Raw genomic sequence first — 18,524 nt, 5'->3', positions numbered from 1 at the left:
GGCTACCAGGTCACCAACGTCGAGGCCTCCATGTCCTCGCCGTCGTCCCTGCTGCACTGGACCCGGCGCATGATCGAGATCCGCAAGCAGAATCCTGCCTTCGGACTGGGGTCCTATACCGAGTTGCAGTCGTCGAACCCGGCGGTGATCGCGTTCCTGCGGGAGTACGAGGACGATCTCGTACTGTGCGTGCACAACTTCTCCCGCTTCGCGCAGCCCACCGAGCTGGACCTCAGGCAGTTCAACGGCCGGCATCCGGTCGAGCTGTTCGGCGGGGTGCGGTTCCCGGCGGTCGGCGAACTGCCCTACCTGCTCACCCTCGCCGGGCACGGCTTCTACTGGTTCCGGCTGCGCGCGGAGACGGCCTAGGCAGCGAAGAACCACGCACCCAGCGGAGCGCTTGGCACGGTCCACCCCGGGCGGCGGCAATTGGTTTCCTCCCGCCCGCCCGGGGCACGCATCACTAACGCCCCCGACGACCGGGGAAAGGACGTACCCGCCATGGCGGAAACGGTCAGCCCCTCCACTCCCGCTCTCCTCGCCTCGCTCGACCCCCTGCTGCGCGAGTGGCTGCCCCGGCAGCGCTGGTTCGCCGGCAAGGGAACCCCGGTCATCGGCTTCTCGCCGGTGGCCGAGACCGAACTCCTGCCCTCGGACGGCCGGCTGGGCCTGCACCACCTGCTGGTCCGCGCCCACCAGCCGCCCGCCCCCGCCGAGGCCGGCGACTGCTACCAGCTCCTCATAGGCGTGCGCGAGGCGCTGCCGCCCCGGCTGGCGCCCGCGCTGATCGGACACCTGACCGACGGCCCGCTGGCCGGGCACACGGTCTACGACGCGCTGTACGACCCCCGGCCCGCCGAGGTCCTGCTGGAGGCCCTGCGCACCCGGGCCCGCATCGGCGACCTGCGCTTCGAGCGGGAACCGGGCCAGGAGATACGCGAGGGCCTGGTGGCCCGGCTGCTGACCGCCGAGCAGTCCAACTCCTCGGTCGTCTACGGAGATACGTTCATCCTCAAGCTGTTGCGCCGGGTCGTGCCCGGTGTCAACCCCGACCTGGAGATACCCCTGGCCCTGGCCCGCGAGGGCTGTGCCCGGGTGCCGGCCCCGACGGCCTGGCTGCGGGCGGAGCTGGCCGGCGAGCACGGTGAGCCCGACGAGCCGTACGTCCTGGCGGTCCTCCAGCCGTTCGTGCGGGGCGCCACCGACGGCTGGGAGCTGGCGCTGCGCGAACTGGCCAAGGGCGAGGACTTCACGGCCGAGGCGCGGGCGCTGGGGCGGGCCACCGCCGAGGTGCACACGGCGCTGGCCCGGGCGCTGCCGACCGCCACCCTCGGGAACAGCCAGCTGGAGTCGCAGGTCGCGGGCATGACCGAGCGGCTGGCGGCGGCCGTGCAGGCGGTACCGGCGCTGCGGCCGTACGAGGACGGGCTGCGGTCCGCCTACACCGCGCTGGCCGACCTGGCCGCCGAGGGCCGCACCTGGACCGCCCAGCGCATCCACGGCGACCTGCACCTGGGGCAGTGCCTGCGGTCGCCGTCGGGTGAGTGGTCGCTGATCGACTTCGAGGGTGAGCCGGCCCGCCCGCTGGCCGAGCGCCGGATGCCGCAGCCGCCGGTGCGGGACATCGCGGGGATGCTGCGCTCCTTCGACTACGCGGCCCACTCGGTGACCCCGGCGGCCCCCGACTGGGCGCGCGGGTGCCGGGCGGCCTACTGCGCCGGCTACGCCGAGATCGCCGGCGCCGACCCGCGCACCGACCCCGTCCTGCTGCGGGCCTACGAGACCGACAAGGCCGTCTACGAGGTCGTCTACGAGGCCCGGCACCGCCCCGACTGGCTGCCCGTCCCGCTGTCGGCCGTGCACCGCCTGGCCACCCCCGACCCGACCTGATCCCGGGAGACGCGTCCGTGACCTCCAACACCCCCGTGTCCGTAGCCGACGGCGACCGTGAGCGGCTGCTGCACGGCACCCACCACGACCCGCACTCGGTGCTGGGCGCGCATCCGGTCCCGGGCGGGATCGCCGTCCGCGCCTTCCGCCCGTACGCCCGCGCGGTGACGGCCGTAGCGGGCAGTGATCTGCGGGCCGAACTGCACGACGACGGCGACGGCTTCTTCTCCGCCCTGCTCCCCCTCTCCGAGGTGCCGGTCTACCGGCTCCTGGTGGAGTACGAGGGGACGGTCCAGGAGACGGAGGACGCGTACCGCTTCCTGCCCACCCTCGGCGACCTCGACCTGCACCTGATCGGCGAGGGCCGGCACGAGCGGCTGTGGGAGGCGCTCGGCGCGCATCCGACCGTCCACCAGGACGTGCCGGGCACCCGGTTCACGGTGTGGGCGCCGAACGCGCGGGGCGTACGGGTGGCCGGCGGTTTCAACTTCTGGGACGGCACCGGGGCTCCGATGCGCTCGCTCGGCTCCTCGGGGATCTGGGAGCTGTTCCTGCCGGGCATCGGCGAGGGCGAGCTGTACAAGTTCGAGATCACGCGCCCGGACGGCTCCCGGACGCTGCGGGCGGACCCGATGGCCCGGCGTACCGAGGTGCCGCCGCAGACGTCGTCGATCGTCACCGCGTCCCGGCACGAGTGGGACGACGCGGAGTGGATGGCGCACCGCGGCGACACCCCCGTGCACGAGGCCCCGTTCTCGGTCTACGAGGTGCACCTGCCGTCCTGGCGCCCCGGCCTGACCTACCGCGAACTGGCCGCTCAACTGCCCGCCTACGTCAGCGACCTGGGCTTCACGCACGTGGAGCTGATGCCGGTCGCCGAGCATCCCTTCGGGGGCTCCTGGGGCTACCAGGTCACCGGCTTCTACGCGCCGACGGCCCGGCTCGGCACCCCCGACGACTTCAGGTTCCTGGTCGACGCGCTGCACCGGGCCGGCATCGGGGTGCTGATGGACTGGGTGCCGGCGCACTTCCCGCGGGACGACTGGGCGCTGGCGGAGTTCGACGGCCGCCCGCTGTACGAGCACGCGGACCCGCTGCGGGCCGCGCATCCCGACTGGGGCACCCTGGAGTTCGACTTCGGCCGCCGCGAGGTGCGCAACTTCCTGGTGGCGAACGCCGTGTACTGGTGCGAGGAGTTCCACATCGACGGGCTGCGCGTGGACGCGGTCGCCTCGATGCTCTACCTCGACTACTCGCGCGAGCCGGGCCAGTGGACGCCGAACGAGCACGGCGGCCGGGAGAACCTGGACGCGGTGGCGTTCCTCCAGGAGATGAACGCGACGGTGTACCGCCGGTCCCCGGGTGTGGTCACGATCGCCGAGGAGTCGACGGCGTGGGAGGGCGTGACCCGCGCCACCGACGGCGGCGGTCTGGGCTTCGGCCTGAAGTGGAACATGGGCTGGATGCACGACTCGCTGGAGTACATGTCCCACGAGCCGGTGCACCGCAGGTACCACCACCACGAGATGACCTTCTCGATGGTGTACGCGTACAGCGAGAACTACGTCCTGCCCATCTCCCACGACGAGGTCGTGCACGGCAAGCGCTCGCTCGTCTCGAAGATGCCCGGCGACTGGTGGCAGCAGCGTGCCAACGACCGTGCCTACCTGGCCTTCATGTGGGCCCACCCCGGCAAGCAGCTCCTCTTCATGGGGCAGGAGTTCGCGCAGGGCGCGGAGTGGTCGGAGGCGCACGGCCCGGACTGGTGGCTGCTCGACCCGGAGTACGGCGCGGCGGCCGACCACCGGGGCGTGCGGGACCTGGTCCGCGACCTCAACACGGTGTACCGGGTGACCCCGGCGCTCTGGCAGCGGGACACTGCGCCCGACGGCTTCCAGTGGATCGTGGGCGACGCGGCGGAGGACAACGTCTTCGCGTTCCTCCGCCTGGACGCCGAGGGCACGCCGCTCCTCGCCGTCTCCAACCTCTCCCCCGTGGTCCGCGACTACCGCCTGGGCGTCCCGGACGAGATCCCCGCCTGGCACGAGACCCTCAACACCGACCTGGCCCGCTACGGCGGCAGCGACGTCACCAACCCCGACCCGGTCAAGCCGGAGCCGCTGGGCAGCCACGGCCGCCCCGCGAGCATCCGGCTGACCCTGCCGCCGCTGGCTACGGTGTGGCTGCGGCCTGCCTGAGCCCGTCCGGCAGGCCGCCGGTGTACAGCACGCCGAGGCGCTGGGTGGCCCGGGTCAGGGCCACGTACAGGTCGCTGGTGCCGTAGCGGTCGGGTTCCACCACGAGGACGGAGTCGAATTCGAGGCCCTTGGCCTGGCGCGGGTCGAGCAGGACGACGGTCCGCGTCAGGTCGGGTTCGGCGCCGGCCGTGACACCGTCCAGGCGGGCGGCGAGGGTGCGGTGCAGGTCGCGGGGGGCGATCACGGCCAGTCGGCCCTCGGCGGGGGCGAGTTCGGCGACCGCCTTCTCGACGGCGCCCGGGAGGTCGTCGTACGCCTGCCTGATCCACGGCCGTACGCCCGTCGAGCGGACCGAGCTCGGGGGCTCGAAGTCGGGGTGCTCGGCGCGGACCACGGCCGCCGCGAGGTCCATGATCTCGGACGGGGTGCGGTAGTTGACGCCCAGGCGGGTGTGCTCCCAGCGGTCCTGCACGTACGGCTGGAGGATGTCCGCCCAGGAGCCGACGCCGGCCGCCTCCGCGGTCTGGGCCGGGTCGCCGACCAGGGTCATGGAGCGGGTCGGGCTGCGCCGCATGAGGAGCCGCCACGCCATCGGCGACAGCTCCTGCGCCTCGTCCACGATGATGTGGCCGAACGCCCAGGTGCGGTCGGCCGCCGCCCGCTCGGCCGCGCTGCGGAAGTCCGCCTCCTCCTGGCGCTCGGCGAACCGCTCGGCGTCGATGATGTCGTGCGCGGACAGCACCTCGGAGGCCTCGGGGTCGCTGTCCTCCTTGTCGTCGAACTCGTAGGTGCGGGAGGCGTAGGAGACGTCGAGGACGCCCTGGGCGTAGGCGATCTGGGTCGCGCGCTCGCGTTCGGCGCGGGCCCGCGCGACCCGTTCGTCCACGCCGAGCAGCTCCGCGGCCTCGTCGAGCAGCGGCACGTCCGAGACCGTCCAGGTCCGGGTCACCGGGCGGCGGACCGCGGCCGCGTCCTCGTCGCTCAGGTATCCCTCGGGGGCGGCGAGGAAGTCGGCGACCAGGCGCTGCGGGGTCAGCCGCGGCCACAGCTGGTCGATGGCGGACCAGACCTCGGGGTTCTCGGCGAGTTCGTCGCGGATCTGGGTGATGTCGGAGGGGTCGAGCAGGCTGCTGCCGTCGAAGGGGTCGGTGCCCACGCGTTCGGCGTAGAGGTCGGTGAGGGTGTTGAGGATGTGGCCCTCGAAGTGTTCTCGGGCCACGTTGTGCGGGAGCCGGGCGGCGCGGGTGCGCTCGCGGGCCATGTTGACCAGGCCGTCGTCGAGCATCAGCACCTCGCGGTCGTGCTCGATCGTGAGGACGGGGTCGGGCAGCGCCTGCCGGTCGCGTACGGCCGCGGCCAGCACGTCGGCCATGTCGGCGCGGCCCTTCACGGCGGCCGCCTCGGCTGTGTCGGACGCCGTCGCCTTCACGCCGGGGAACAGCTCGCCGACCGTCGCCAGCAGCACACCCGTCTCGCCCAGCGAGGGCAGCACCTCGCCGATGTAGCCGAGGAAGGCGGGGTTCGGGCCGACGATCAGGACCGCCCGCTTGGCGAGCAGTTCCCGGTACTCGTAGAGGAGGAAGGCGGCGCGGTGCAGCGCGACCGCCGTCTTCCCGGTGCCCGGCCCGCCCTCGACGACCAGGACCCCGCGGTGGGGCGCCCGGATGATCTCGTCCTGCTCGGCCTGGATGGTCTGCACGATGTCGCTCATCCGGCCGGTGCGGGCCGAGTTGAGCGCGGCGAGCAGCACCGCGTCGCCGGACGGGTCCTCGTGGCCGGTGCGCTCGCGGTCGCCGAGATCGAGGATCTCGTCGTGCAGGGCGGCGACCCGGCGGCCGTCGGTGGCGATGTGGCGGCGGCGGCGCAGGCCCATCGGGGTGTGGCCGGTGGCCAGGTAGAAGGGGCGGGCGACCTCGGCTCGCCAGTCGACGAGGACCGGGGTGCGCTCGGCGTCGTCCAGGCGCAGCCCGATCCGCCCGATGTGATGCTTCGTGCCGGAGGTCAGGTCGATGCGGCCGAAGCACAGCGAGCCGTCGACGGCGTTCAGCGCGGCGAGCAGCCCGGAGCGCTCGGCGACCAGGATGTCCCGCTCCAGGCGGGCCTGCATCGGCTTGTCGCCGAGGGCGAGGGCGTCCGCGACCGAGTCCTCGGTGTCACCGCGCAGGGCGTCCACCCGCGCGTACAGTCCGTCGATGAATTCCTGCTCATGGCGCAATTCATCGTCCGGAAATTCGGTGTTTGACAATTCCACTCCAGCCCGGATATACTGTGCCCACTGAACTTCTCCGCGACTTCATCGACTTCACCTCGACCTGAAATCGCGAACTCTTGAATATACGCAAAGAAATCCCCCGGACGCAATTGTCCGGGGGATTCTTCGTATTACCGGTCGGTTCAGCGCAGGACGTCGGGCAGCGCGTCGGCCAGCTCCTCGAACAGCCGCCGCTTGGGCCGGGCGCCCACCATCGACCGCACCGGCTCACCGTTCCGGAACACCATGAACGTCGGCATGGACAGGACCTTGTACGCGTTCGTCGTCTCCGGATTGGTGTCCACGTCCAGCTGGACCACCTTCAGCCGCTCGGGCTCCTCGGCCGCGAGGGCCGTGAGCACCGGGCCCATCTGCCGGCACGGCGGGCACCAGTCGGCGGTGAACTCCACCAGCACCGGCTGCTCCGCCCCGATCACCTCCGTCGCGAAGTCCGCGTCCGTCACCTCGGCCACACCAGCCGCCTTGATCATCGCCCGGTCCCTCCCAGTTCGCAGACCGGCTCCGGACCCCCCGGAGCCAGCGCCTCGACGGCCAGCGCGTCCCGGGCCCGCTCGGCCCGCTCCAGCTGGGCCCCGACCGTCGCCCGCACGGCCTGCAACTCGCCGATCAGCGAGTCCAGCTCCGCCAGCTTGCGCCGGTAGACCGCGAGCGACGCCGGGCAGGTGTCGCCCTCCGGGTGCCCGGCCCGCAGGCACTCCACGAACGGCCGGGTCTCCTCCAGCTCGAACCCGAAGTCCTGCAGCGTCCGTATCTGCGTGAGCAGCCTCAGGTCGCTCTCGTCGTACGTCCGGTGCCCGTTCCCGGCCCGTCGCGCGGGCAGCAGCCCGCGCGCCTCGTAGTACCGCAGGGCCCGCGTGGTGGTCCCGGCCCGTGCGGCCAGCTCGCCGATTCGCATGCCTACGACCGTAAGACCTGACGCCGACGTCAAGACAAGCTCGGCTGGACCCCCGCGGACTCCTCGACCTCGAGGAGCGAGGCGCTCTGCCGCTCCTCGTCGAAGGCCCTGCGCCCGCCGCGCAGCCCGAACAGCCGCTTGGCGAGGGCGATGTAGAGCACCGCGAGGATGTTCAGCACGAGGGTCGCGATCTTCAGATAGCTGACCTTCTCGGTGAGTTCCCAGATCTCCAGCGGCAGGAAGGCGGCGGTGGCGACGACCGTCAGGTACTCCGCCCACCGCTTGGCGTACCAGAGGCCGACCGCCTCGACGAGTTCGATCAGCGCGTACGCCAGCAGCAGTCCGGCCACCAGCAGCAGCGTGGAGTGCTTGTAGCCGAAGGCCTTCTGGATGGAACCGACGACCGGTGAGTGGTCGAGGTCGTAGTGGAAGTGCCTGAAGACCGGCCGGAAGGTGTCCAGGTACTCGTTGAAGAGCCTGCGCACCGCGTCCTGGCTGTTGCTGAACTTCCACACCGCGACCGCGACCAGCACGATGAACACCCCGCGCACGGCCCGCTCGATCGCGAGGAACCGCAGGATGAACAGGTCCCGCAGCACCTTCCCGCGCGGCACCAGCGGGGCGTCCCCGGCGGGCCCGGAGCCGTGCGGCTCGCCGAGTACGAAGTCGCCGCAGCGCAGACACCGCCAGGCCTCCCCGACCGCGGTCTGCGCGTGCAGCCGCACCCGCAGCCGCGGGTCGTCCGGGGCATAGGTCACATGCCCCTTGCGCGCGCAGTGCCGACGGTCCCAGTCGATCGCCATCCCCCGTGCCTCCAAATACCGATGTGCCGTTCCCGTTGGACAGGAACGGCACGTTAGTGGATACGCCTGACCGGCGCCGCCGAGGGGGTGCACCGGACGGCCGGCCCGGGTTCAGGCCGAGCCGGACGTCCGGCGGCTTCATGGATGCTGCGGTGCAGCGCCCCGTAAGGGGCGCTGGGGGTACCCCCGGCCGAAGGCTGGGGGAGGAACTGCGCGACCAGCCCCCACCGGCCCGCAGCCGACGACGCAGCCGCTAAGCCTTCGCCAGCTCCTCCCGCTGCTCGGGAAGGTCCGGCGCAACCACCGGCTCCCCCTCATCCAGCAGCGTCTTCTCGTCGAACGGCAGCTCACCGGCGAGCACCTGCCGCACCCGCCCCTTGTCGATCTCCTTCGTCCACGTGCCGATCAGGACGGTCGCGACGGCGTTGCCCGCGAAGTTGGTCAGCGCGCGGGCCTCGCTCATGAACCGGTCGATGCCGACGATCAGACCGACACCGTCCACCAGCGCCGGCTTGTGCGACTGCAGACCGCCGGCCAGCGTGGCGAGGCCGGCGCCGCTGACGCCCGCCGCACCCTTGGAGGCCAGCAGCAGGAAGAGCAGCAGCGGGATCTGCTCGCCCACCGACATCGGCGTACCGAGGGCGTCCGCGATGTACAGCGACGCCATGGTCATGTAGATCATGGTGCCGTCGAGGTTGAAGGAGTACCCGGTCGGGACGGTGATGCCGACGACCGGCTTGCTGACCCCCAGGTGCTCCATCTTCGCGATGAGCCGCGGAAGCGCGGACTCGGAGGAGGAGGTGGACAGGATCAGCAGGAACTCGCGGGCGAGGTACTTGAACAGCGTGAAGATGTTGAGCCCGGAGACGACCCGCAGCACCGTGCCCAGCACCACGAAGACGAAGAGCACACAGGTGACGTAGAAGCCGAGCATCAGCACGGCGAGGCTCTTGAGCGCGTCGAGCCCGGCGGACCCGACGACGGCGGCGATCGCACCGAACGCACCGATCGGCGCGGCCCACATGATCATGCCGAGGATGCGGAAGACGAGCCGCTGGACGTGCTCGATGCCCCGCAGCACCGGCTGCCCGGCCGACCCCATGGCCTGCAGCGCGAACCCGGCGAGCAGCGCGATCAGCAGCGTCTGCAGCACCTGGCCCTCGGTGAAGGCGGAGACGAACGTGGTCGGGATGATCGACAGCACGAAGTCGACACCGCCGAGCGCCTCGGAGTCCACCTGGGCGTGTCCGGTGGCCTTGAGGGCGTTGGTGATGTGCAGCCCGTCACCGGGGTGCAGGATGTTGCCGACCACCAGGCCGATGGTCAGCGCGACCAGCGACATCACCAGGAAGTACCCGAGCGCGATACCGCCCACGGCTCCGACCTTGGCGGCCTTCCGGACGGACCCGATCCCGAGCACGATCGTGCAGAAGATGATGGGTGAGATCATCATCTTGATCAGGTTGACGAAGCCGGTCCCGAGCGGCTTCAGCTCGACCCCGGCGTCGGGCCAGACCAGCCCCACGACGATGCCGAGCGCCACCGCGGCGATCACGGCGATGTACAGGTAATGGGTGCGGTCCCGCTTCACAGCGGGTGCGGCAGGTGCCGTATCGGGGGTGCTGGCTGCGGCCACGGCTGCCCTCCTTGACGTCTTCGTCGGTACCACCGGCGTGCGGCTCACGTCCGGGCGATGTGGGGGATGCCGTGACTATCTCCCGGTCTGTGAGGGCGGTCACCCTTCCGTTCATTGAGTTCACGCCCGCCCCGGAAGGCACACTGCTGACATGCGTTTTCCGTCCGTCCCCCGCCCTCGCAGCCTGGCCGGCCAGCTCTTCGCCATGCAGGCCGTGCTGATAGCGGTCGTGGTCGCCGGTTATGCGCTGTTCACGTACGTCAGCGACCGCCACCAGGCGCAGGACGCGGCGACCCGGCAGGCGACGGCGGTGGCCCGCTCGGTCGCCGACGCCCCGTCCGTCCGCGCCGCGATCCACACCGCGCACCCCACGGCCGAGCTCCAGCCGTACGCCCTCCAGGTGATGCGGGACACCGAGGTCGACTTCGTCACGATCATGACTCCGGACGGCATCCGCTGGACCCACCCCGACAAGACCCAGATCGGCAAGCACTACCTCGGCCACATCGAGGCGGCCCAGCAGGGCGACACCTACAGCGAGACCTACAAGGGCACCCTCGGGGCCTCGGTGCGCACGGTGACCCCGGTGGAGGAGAAGGGCCGGGTGATCGGCCTGGTGAGCGCCGGCATCAGGGTGGAGGCGATCAGCCAGCGGGTCCAGGAGCAGGTGACGGCGCTGCTCGGGGTGGCGGCGAGCGCGCTGCTGCTGGGCGCGCTGGGCACGTACGTCATCAACGCCCGGCTGCGCCGCCATACCCACGGCATGAACGCCGCGGAACTGAGCCACATGCACGACTACCACCAGGCAGCGCTGCACGCGGTGCGCGAGGGGCTGCTGATGCTGGACGGCCAGTACCGGGTGGCGCTGATCAACGACGGGGGCCGGGAGCTGCTGGGAGTGGGGCCGGAGGGAGAGGTCGTGGGCCGGTCGGTGGCGGAGCTGGGCCTGCCGGCCCCGCTGACCGGCGCGTTGCTGGCGTCCGAGCCCCGGGTGGACGAGGTGCACCTGACGGCGGACCGGGTGCTGGTGGTGAACACCTCACCGGTGTCGGGGGGCGAGCGGCGCGGCACCGTGGTCACCCTCCGGGACGTCACCGAACTCCAGTCGTTGATGGGCGAGTTGGACTCGGAGCGCGGCTTCACGCAGGCGCTGCGCTCGCAGGCGCACGAGGCGGCGAACCGCCTGCACACGGTGGTGTCGCTCATCGAACTCGGCCGGGCGGAGGAGGCGGTGGACTTCGCGACCGCGGAGCTGGAGCTGGCGCAGGCGCTGACCGATCAGGTGGTGGCCGCCGTCAGCGAACCGGTCCTCGCCGCGCTCCTGCTGGGCAAGACCGCGCAGGCGAACGAGCGGGGCGTGGAGCTGGTGGTCTCGGACGAGAGCCGGCTGGATGACGGTTTGCTACCGGAGAGCCTGTCGGCGCGCGATCTGGTCACCATCCTCGGCAACCTGATCGACAACGCGGTGGACGCGGCCCAGGGGACGGTCGGGGCACGCGTGACGGTGACCGCGTACGCGGAGGAAGCCGAATTGGTGATGCGGGTGACGGACACGGGCGCCGGGGTCGACCCCGCCCACGCCGAGCTGGTCTTCCAGCGCGGCTTCTCGACGAAGCCGGCGGGGCCGGGCGGGCGGGGGCTGGGCCTGGCCCTGGTACGGCAGGCGGTCGTACGGCTGGACGGCACCCTGACGGTGACGGAGGCGCCGGAGGGCGGAGCGGTGTTCGAGGTACGGCTGCCGTTGCGGGCGCCGCTGGCGGGAGGCGAGGCGCGATGACCGCCGAACCGATCAGAGTCCTGGTCGTCGAGGACGACCCGGTGGCCGCGGACGCGCACGTCATGTACGTGGGCCGGGTACCGGGGTTCGTGGCGGTGGGCAAGGCACACACCGGGGCGGAGGCGCGCCGCATCCTGGACCGCACGCCGGTGGACCTCCTCCTCCTCGACCTGCACCTGCCGGACGTGCACGGTCTGCAGTTCGCGCGCTCGCTCCGGGCGGCGGGGCATCAGGCGGACGTCATAGCGGTGACGTCGGCGCGCGACCTGGCGGTGGTCCGGGAGGGCGTCTCGCTGGGCGTGGTCCAGTACGTCCTGAAGCCCTTCACCTTCGCGACCCTCCGCGACCGGCTCACCCGCTACGCGGAGTTCCGGGGGGCGGCGGGCGAGGCCAGCGGCCAGGACGAGGTGGACCGGGCCCTGGCGGCGCTGCGGGCGCCCACGCCCGCCGCGCTCCCCAAGGGGCTGAGCGCGCCGACGCTGGAGCGGGTGACCGTCGCGCTGCGCGAGTCCGCGGAGGGGCTGACCGCGGCCGCGCTGGCGGAGAGCGTGGGGATCTCCCGGATCACGGCCCGGCGCTATCTGGAGCACCTGGTGGAGGCGGGCCGGGCGGGGCGGAGTCCGCTGTACGGGCAGGTGGGGAGACCGGAGTTGGTGTACCGGTGGGAGCGCCGGCGCGGGTGAGGACCTCGGTTGGCCCGGCGAGCGCCCCTCGGTCTCGACGGCATCGACTGGCTCGCCGAATCCGGCGCCGCCCTGCTGCGGGGGCGGCTCCTCCGAAGGGAGTCGTCAGAGGGGAGTCCGCGCCGGCCTGGCCTGCCTCGTCCACAGCAGGACCTGCATCCCGAGCCCCACCACCGCGAGCGCCTCCAGCACCGACAGCCCGACCAGCAACCCGCCGCCGCCCGCGCCTGCCCAGAACACCACCAGTGCGGCCAGCGGCACCGCGCAGAACGCCGTCAGGTCGATCACGGCCTGGATCGCCTTGCGGGTCCGCCGCCGGACGTCGGTCCGGTGGTACGCCTCCCAGCCGAAGGTCGCAAATTCCCCGCCCACAGAAGCCAGTTGAGCAAGCCGCGGCCCCAACTCGTCCCGCACGTAGAGCCCGATCGCCGAGATCTTCTCGTCGTTGACCAGGTACGTCCACCCGAGCACGACACACACCGGCGGCAACGCCAGCAGCATCGAAGCCTGCTTGGCCTGTGCCGCGGCGGCGATGACGGCGGCCACGACCGCGAGCGTCACGTACAGCAGATTGTCCCGGAAACCGATCCGCGCCTTCTGCTCGTCCTTGACCGCCTGGTACTCGGCGAGCAGCAACTGCCCGACAGTGACGCCTTGCTCCGGCATGCGAGCCCCTCCCCCGACGCCCCGGTCATCGCCCCGTAGCGTCGCACACATTCCCGATCACGGGTTGTCACGGTTCTGGGTGGGACACCGCATCGACTTCTTCGCTCGATCAGGGTTGCGCGATGTTCGCAGGAAACCTCGCGGGAGACCCCTTGTTCGGCCCGGTCACCGCGGAGGCGATCCGGATCGGCTTCGACACCATGCTGCGACTGGTCCCCAGGGAGTCGGCCGTGCTGACGGTCGAGGACCTGGCGGGCGGAACCGTGAAGGCATGGTCGACTACCGGGATCTCGACCCCTGTGCCGGTGTGGCCACCATCGGAGTCACCATCGGCGAAAGGGAGTTCTGGGGCCGCGGCTCCGGTCGGCTGTACTGGTACAGGGGAAGCGGTACGACCGCGTGCTCTTCGGAATGCTCCGTGAGGAGTGGGAGAGCCCCGCATGACGACGTCGATCACCAAACCCCTGCACGCACATTGACCTGACTAGACCACTCGACTTACCTTCACCGGGCAGACAGACGAACCCCCAGGCCACAGCGCAGTGGCCGCCGAGGAGGTCGTGCCCGTGCGCCCCACCGCCGTCAGCATCGTTGCCCTCGCCGTCGTCACCGCCGCCGCCTCGCTCAGCGCGTGCGGCAGCGGATCCGGAAGCAGTCCGGACACCGTGAAGGTCTCGTTCAAGCAGTCCATGGACAACTCCGTCAAGGTGACGGACACCTATCTCGCGGACATCAAGAAGCAGTTCGAGAAGGAGTACCCGGGGAAGAAGGTCGAGCTCGTCCCCATCAAGGCCTCGGACGCGGACTACTACACCAAGCTCCAGCAGATGCTGAGATCGCCGCGGACCGCTCCCGACCTCGTCTACGAGGACACCTTCCTCATCAACTCCGACATCACCAGCGGGTATCTCAAGCCCCTCGACTCCTATCTCGCCAAGTGGAAGGACTGGGGCCAGTTCATCGACACCGCGAAGTCGGCGGCCAGGGGCGAGGACGGGAAGACGTACGGCGTGCCGGACGGCACCGACACCCGCGGGCTCTGGTTCGACAAGCGGGTGTTCGAGAAGGCCGGGCTGCCGACCGACTGGCAGCCGAAGAACTGGGACGACGTGCTGGCCGCCGCCCGGACGATCAAGCAGAAGGTGCCCGGCGTCACGCCCCTCAACGTCTACACCGGCAAGGCTGCCGGGGAGACGGCGAGCATGCAGGGCTTCGAGATGCTGCTCTACGGCACCAACGACGGGACCGGCGATCCGCTCTACGACAAGTCGAGCAAGAAGTGGATCGCCGGGAGCCAGGGGTTCAAGGACGCGTTGTCCTTCGTCCGGACCGTGTACAAGGACAAGCTGGGGCCGGACGTCTCCGACGCGCTCGACCCCAACTACCGGAACACCGTCTGGGGTGAGCTCATGCCCCAGGGCAAGCTGGGCATCAACCTCGACGGGTCCTGGCTGCCCCAGAACTGGCTCCAGGGCAGCGGTCACGAGTGGCCCGACTGGTCCAAGCAGCTCGGTCTCGCCTACATGCCGACCCAGCACGGCCAGGCACCCGGCAAGGTGAGCATGTCGGGCGGCTGGACCTGGTCCATCCCCGCCAAGGCCGGCAACCCCGACCTCGCCTTCGACTTCATCAAGACCATGCAGACCAAGGCGAACGCCCAGAAGTGGTACATCGCCAACTCCGGGATCGCGGTGCGCAAGGACGTCGCGAGCGACCCGTCGTACACGTCCGCCCAGCCCGGCATCAAGTTCTTCACCGATCTCGTCGCCAGTACGCACTACCGGCCCGCCTACACGGCCTACCCGAAGGTCTCCACCGCCATCCAGGAGGCCATGGAGAGCGTGACCACCGGTGACGCGTCGGTCGACAAGGCGGCGGGCACCTACGATTCGACGCTCAAGGACGTGACCGACGGCCAAGTGGTCACCCGGTGAGTCAGCCGGTGAGGCATCCCGTGGTCACCCGGCGCATCGCCCGCGGCCTCCCGCTCGTCCCCGCCCTGGTCCTGATCCTCCTGTTCCTGGGCGGGCCGATCGTCTACTGCGCCTGGATCGCCTTCACCGACCTCCAGCTCACCGGGCAGGCGCACTCGTCCTTCGTGGGTTTCGCCAACTTCCGCCGGGCGTTCCGCGACGACGCCTTCCTGAACGCCGTCTGGCTGACCCTCGTCTTCACCGTGCTGTCCTCGCTCGTCGGGCAGAACACGCTGGGCCTCGCGCTCGCCGCGCTGATGCGGCGGGCGTCGAAGCCGGTGCGGACGCTGACCGGGGGGATCGTGGTCACGGCGTGGGTGCTGCCGGAGGTCGTCGCCGGGTTCCTGCTGTACGCCTTCTTCCGCAAGGAGGGCACCCTCAACGCCATCCTCGGCCTTCTTCACCTGCCCTCGCAGAACTGGCTGTTCACGCTGCCGATCCTGGCCGTGTCGTTCGCCAACGTGTGGCGGGGCACGGCCTTCTCGATGCTGGTCTACTCCGCCGCCCTCGACGAGATACCCAGCGAGATCGAGGAGTCGGCGGAGGTGGACGGCGCCGGCGGCTGGCGGCGGATGTGGCACATCACGCTGCCGATGATCCGGCGGTCCATCGGGACGAACCTGATGCTCAACACCCTCCAGACGCTCTCCGTCTTCGGGCTGATCTGGGTGATGACCAGGGGCGGTCCCGGCGGCAAGAGCCAGACGCTGCCCCTCTTCATGTACGAACAGGCCTTCCAGAACAGCATGATCGGGTACGGGACCGCGGTCGCCCTGCTCCTTCTCCTGGTCGGTTCGCTCTTCTCCGTCGTCTACATGCGCCTGCTGCGCACGGAGGTGTGAACGCGGCCATGCCCCGCCGTCAACGCCGTTCGCACCGGCTCGCCGCCGATCTCGGGCTGCTGATCGTGGCCGCCGCCTTCGTGCTGCCGCTCGCCTGGGTGGTCCTCTCCGCCGTCGACCCGCACGCCGGCCTGCGGGTACGGATCCCGGACGGGTTCACCTTCGGGAACTTCGACGCGATCCTCACCCCGGACATCACCTACACCCCGCTGCTCAACAGCCTGATCCTGTGCGGCGGCGCCACCGCGCTCACCGTCGTCTGCGCCGCCCTCGCCGCCTACCCGCTCTCCCGCTATCGCTCCCGGTTCAACCGGCCGTTCCTGCTGTCCATCCTGTTCGCGACGAGCCTGCCGATCACGGCGATCATGGTGCCGGTGTACGCGCTGTTCGTCCGGATCAACCTGATCGACACCATGCAGGGCACGATCCTGTTCTTCGCCGCCTCCCAGCTCCCCTTCGCCATCTGGCTGATGAAGAACTTCATGGACGGCGTCCCGAAGGAACTGGAGGAGGCCGCCTGGACGGACGGGGCGGGCTCCGCCCAGTCGCTGGTGCGGATCGTGCTGCCGCTGATGGGACCCGGTCTCGCCGTCGTCACCGTCTTCGCCTTCGTGATGATGTGGGGCAACTTCTTCGTCCCCTTCATGCTGCTGCTCTCGCCGGACCAGATGCCCGCCTCGGTCTCCATCAACGACTTCTTCGGCAACCGCGGCATGGTGGCGTACGGCCAGCTCGCCGCCTTCTCCGTCATCTACTCGACGCCGGTGATCCTGCTGTACGTGCTGGTCGCGCGCCGGCTGGGAGGCGGGTTCGCGCTCGGCGGGGCCGTCAAGGGATGAACAGGTGAGCAGCACCCGTGGATCCGTACGTTCCCACAATCCGTGTTCCTGGCCGAACGGACCGTAGTCAGCACCCCCGGGCACCCCTACCTTGACGCCTGTGCGCCGACCCCCAGCTCTGCCGAACCAGCCAGGTCCCCCCTTCAACGCCCCCGCCGCCCGCAGACTCCGTGCCGCTCTCGGCATGGGGCCCGAGCACGTGGCCCACGACCTGCGGGCCTCGTACGGGCTGCCGTACGCCACGCCCGATCTCGTCCTCGCCTGGGAACGCGGTGCGCTGATCCCCAGCAGTCCCGAACTCACCGCGCTGGCCGCCGTGTTGTGGTGTGCCCCGGGCGAACTGATCGGCCGGCCGCGCACCCTGCGCGAACACCGGATCGCCCGCGGGCTGGCCCCGGAGGACGTGGCCCTCGCGGTCGGCCTCGACCTCCTCGGCTATCTCGCGATGGAGGAGGACGAGGACTGGCAGGGCACGGAACGGCAGTCAGCCGCCCTGGCCGACGCCCTCAGCCTCTCCCTGCCGGACTTCATCACCGTCACCGGCAAGGAGGAGAAACTGGCGGAGCTGCTGCGCAACGCGGTCACCACCCGCTGGCAGGCCTACGTCCGCCAGGTGGGCAAGGTCGTCCCGCTGGACAAGCGCCAGATCGAGGACGCGCTGCGCGAGCTCCACGAGGACTACCAGGGGCGGATGACGGCGACCCTGGCCTGGGGCAACATCCCGACGACCGATTCCGCCGAGGACAGGGGCAGAGACTTCCTGGCTGGGATCGTCACCCACTTCTGGAATGAAGTGGGGAAGGGGACTGCTTGAACGCGCCTCGCTGGACGCGCCCCTTCAGGGGCGCTGGGGGTACCCCCAGCCGAAGGCTGGGGGAGGAACTGCGCGACCGGCCCCCACACACCCGCAGCCCGAAACGAAACCCCAGCCCTAGAAAACCGACTCGGCTTCGTCCATCCGATCCTTCGGCACCGTCTTCAACTCGGTCACCGCCTCCGCGAGCGGCACCATCCGGATGTCGGTCCCCCGCAACGCGGTCATCCTCCCGAAGTCGCCCCGGTGCGCCGCCTCCACCGCATGCCACCCGAACCGCGTCGCGAGGACGCGGTCGTAGGCCGTCGGCGTGCCGCCCCGCTGGACGTGTCCGAGGATGACCGGCTTGGCCTCCTTGCCGAGCCGCCGCTCCAGCTCGTACGCCAGGGCCGTACCGATGCCCTGGAAGCGCTCGTGACCGTACTGGTCGATCTCGCCCTTGCCGTAGTCCATCGTGCCGTCGGCGGGGTGGGCGCCCTCCGCCACGCACACCACGGCGAACTTCTTGCCGCGGGCGAAGCGCTCCTCGACCATCTTGGCCAGGTCGGCAGGGTCGAAGGCCCGCTCGGGGAGGCAGATGCCGTGGGCGCCGGCCGCCATCCCGGACTCCAGGGCGATCCAGCCGGCGTGCCGGCCCATCACCTCGACGACCATCACCCGCTGGTGGGACTCTGCGGTGGTCTTGAGACGGTCCATCGCCTCGGTGGCGACGCCGACCGCCGTGTCGAAGCCGAAGGTGCGGTCGGTGGAGGAGATGTCGTTGTCGATGGTCTTCGGGACGCCGACGACCGGCAGGCCCGCGTCGGACAGCATGCGCGCCGCGGTCAGCGTGCCCTCGCCGCCGATCGGGATCAGCGCGTCGATGCCGAACTCCTCGACCATGTCGGTGGCCCGGTCGCACGCCTCACGCAGCCGGTCCCGCTCCAGCCGCGACGACCCGAGGATCGTGCCGCCGAGGGACAGGATGCCGCCGACCGCGTCCAGGTCGAGGGTGCGGTAGTGGCCGTCGAGCAGGCCCCGGAAGCCGTCCTCGAAACCGATGACCTCGTCGTCGTACTGGGCGACGGCCCGGTGCACCACCGATCGGATGACGGCGTTCAGGCCGGGGCAGTCGCCGCCTGCGGTGAGAACTCCGATGCGCATGGTGGTGTGTCTCCTGCTCGCTGTCGTTACCGGTGAGCCGATCTGATTGTTTCATGCCGGACGGGCGGGCGAAGTCCTGACGGGCGCCTTATC

Annotated in this window: 16 protein-coding genes; 9 read left to right on the top strand and 7 right to left on the bottom strand. The window is 70.7% G+C overall.

Translation table 11 applies throughout. From position 1 onward, the window contains the following. The 3 genes from ACFY0K_RS20135 to glgB all read left to right on the top strand — a co-directional run. Positions 1 to 369, top strand: a 369-nt coding sequence (locus tag ACFY0K_RS20135) for an alpha-glucosidase C-terminal domain-containing protein (protein WP_390640949.1), incomplete at its 5' end; no start/stop codon positions are given. A gap of 132 nt (positions 370 to 501) precedes the next feature. After that, complete coding sequence (locus tag ACFY0K_RS20130; protein ID WP_390640948.1) at positions 502 to 1,890, top strand: maltokinase; 1,389 nt, start codon at positions 502 to 504, stop codon at positions 1,888 to 1,890. 17 nt (positions 1,891 to 1,907) lie between these two features. Further along, positions 1,908 to 4,088 (top strand): 1,4-alpha-glucan branching enzyme, encoded by a 2,181-nt coding sequence (gene glgB, locus ACFY0K_RS20125; protein ID WP_390640947.1) that lies wholly within the window; start codon positions 1,908 to 1,910, stop codon positions 4,086 to 4,088. On the opposite strand, the gene ACFY0K_RS20120 is transcribed toward glgB, so the two are convergent. From ACFY0K_RS20120 to ACFY0K_RS20100, 5 genes are all read right to left on the bottom strand, one after another. Continuing rightward, the gene (locus ACFY0K_RS20120) at positions 4,063 to 6,333 is read right to left on the bottom strand and encodes a HelD family protein (protein WP_390640946.1); all 2,271 of its coding nucleotides are present in this window, start codon (positions 6,331 to 6,333) and stop codon (positions 4,063 to 4,065) included. The genes glgB and ACFY0K_RS20120 overlap by 26 nt on opposite strands. A 149-nt stretch (positions 6,334 to 6,482) precedes the next feature. Next, positions 6,483 to 6,830, bottom strand: a complete 348-nt coding sequence (locus ACFY0K_RS20115) for a thioredoxin family protein (RefSeq protein WP_390640945.1) — start codon at positions 6,828 to 6,830, stop codon at positions 6,483 to 6,485. Continuing rightward, a complete protein-coding gene (locus tag ACFY0K_RS20110) occupies positions 6,827 to 7,255 on the bottom strand; it encodes a MerR family transcriptional regulator (RefSeq protein ID WP_351962268.1) in 429 nt (142 codons plus the stop codon). Before ACFY0K_RS20110 ends, ACFY0K_RS20115 begins: the two co-directional genes overlap by 4 nt. Positions 7,256 to 7,284: 29 nt before the next feature. Further along, positions 7,285 to 8,058 (bottom strand): DUF2127 domain-containing protein, encoded by a 774-nt coding sequence (locus ACFY0K_RS20105; protein WP_352364941.1) that lies wholly within the window; start codon positions 8,056 to 8,058, stop codon positions 7,285 to 7,287. 253 nt (positions 8,059 to 8,311) lie between these two features. Beyond that, entirely contained in the window at positions 8,312 to 9,694 is a 1,383-nt protein-coding gene (locus tag ACFY0K_RS20100) for a cation:dicarboxylate symporter family transporter (protein WP_352364943.1), read from the bottom strand. Positions 9,695 to 9,845: 151 nt separating this feature from the next. Between ACFY0K_RS20100 and ACFY0K_RS20095 the strand changes: the two genes are divergently transcribed. Both ACFY0K_RS20095 and ACFY0K_RS20090 read left to right on the top strand, forming a co-directional pair. Further along, positions 9,846 to 11,471 (top strand): sensor histidine kinase, encoded by a 1,626-nt coding sequence (locus ACFY0K_RS20095; protein ID WP_351962271.1) that lies wholly within the window; start codon positions 9,846 to 9,848, stop codon positions 11,469 to 11,471. Then, positions 11,468 to 12,154 carry a response regulator gene (locus ACFY0K_RS20090; protein ID WP_351962272.1) on the top strand — a complete coding sequence of 229 codons (687 nt, stop codon included), beginning with the start codon at positions 11,468 to 11,470 and terminating at the stop codon, positions 12,152 to 12,154. The genes ACFY0K_RS20095 and ACFY0K_RS20090 overlap by 4 nt, the downstream gene beginning before the upstream one ends. Positions 12,155 to 12,259: 105 nt before the next feature. Here the strand turns inward: ACFY0K_RS20090 and ACFY0K_RS20085 are convergent, their stop codons facing one another. Further along, positions 12,260 to 12,820 (bottom strand): hypothetical protein, encoded by a 561-nt coding sequence (locus tag ACFY0K_RS20085; protein ID WP_390640944.1) that lies wholly within the window; start codon positions 12,818 to 12,820, stop codon positions 12,260 to 12,262. Between the two features lie 566 nt (positions 12,821 to 13,386). On the opposite strand from ACFY0K_RS20085, the gene ACFY0K_RS20080 reads away from it, so the two are divergent. From ACFY0K_RS20080 to ACFY0K_RS20065, 4 genes are all read left to right on the top strand, one after another. Continuing rightward, a complete protein-coding gene (locus ACFY0K_RS20080) occupies positions 13,387 to 14,754 on the top strand; it encodes an extracellular solute-binding protein (RefSeq protein ID WP_351962275.1) in 1,368 nt (455 codons plus the stop codon). An 8-nt stretch (positions 14,755 to 14,762) separates the two neighbouring features. Next, positions 14,763 to 15,635 carry a carbohydrate ABC transporter permease gene (locus ACFY0K_RS20075; protein ID WP_390640943.1) on the top strand — a complete coding sequence of 291 codons (873 nt, stop codon included), beginning with the start codon at positions 14,763 to 14,765 and terminating at the stop codon, positions 15,633 to 15,635. A gap of 8 nt (positions 15,636 to 15,643) precedes the next feature. After that, entirely contained in the window at positions 15,644 to 16,474 is an 831-nt protein-coding gene (locus tag ACFY0K_RS20070) for a carbohydrate ABC transporter permease (protein ID WP_388605117.1), read from the top strand. Positions 16,475 to 16,574: 100 nt separating this feature from the next. Further along, positions 16,575 to 17,288: an XRE family transcriptional regulator gene (locus ACFY0K_RS20065; protein WP_390640942.1), complete on the top strand. Its 714-nt coding sequence runs from the start codon at positions 16,575 to 16,577 to the stop codon at positions 17,286 to 17,288. Between the two features lie 117 nt (positions 17,289 to 17,405). On the opposite strand, the gene ACFY0K_RS20060 is transcribed toward ACFY0K_RS20065, so the two are convergent. Next, the gene (locus ACFY0K_RS20060; protein WP_390640941.1) at positions 17,406 to 18,431 is read right to left on the bottom strand and encodes an ATP-dependent 6-phosphofructokinase; all 1,026 of its coding nucleotides are present in this window, start codon (positions 18,429 to 18,431) and stop codon (positions 17,406 to 17,408) included. Positions 18,432 to 18,524 lie beyond the last annotated feature (93 nt).

The organism is Streptomyces sp. NPDC001507 (genome assembly GCF_042894765.1).
In the GTDB taxonomy this organism is placed as follows: domain Bacteria; phylum Actinomycetota; class Actinomycetes; order Streptomycetales; family Streptomycetaceae; genus Streptomyces.
This window is presented reverse-complemented; position numbering and strand designations above follow the sequence as displayed.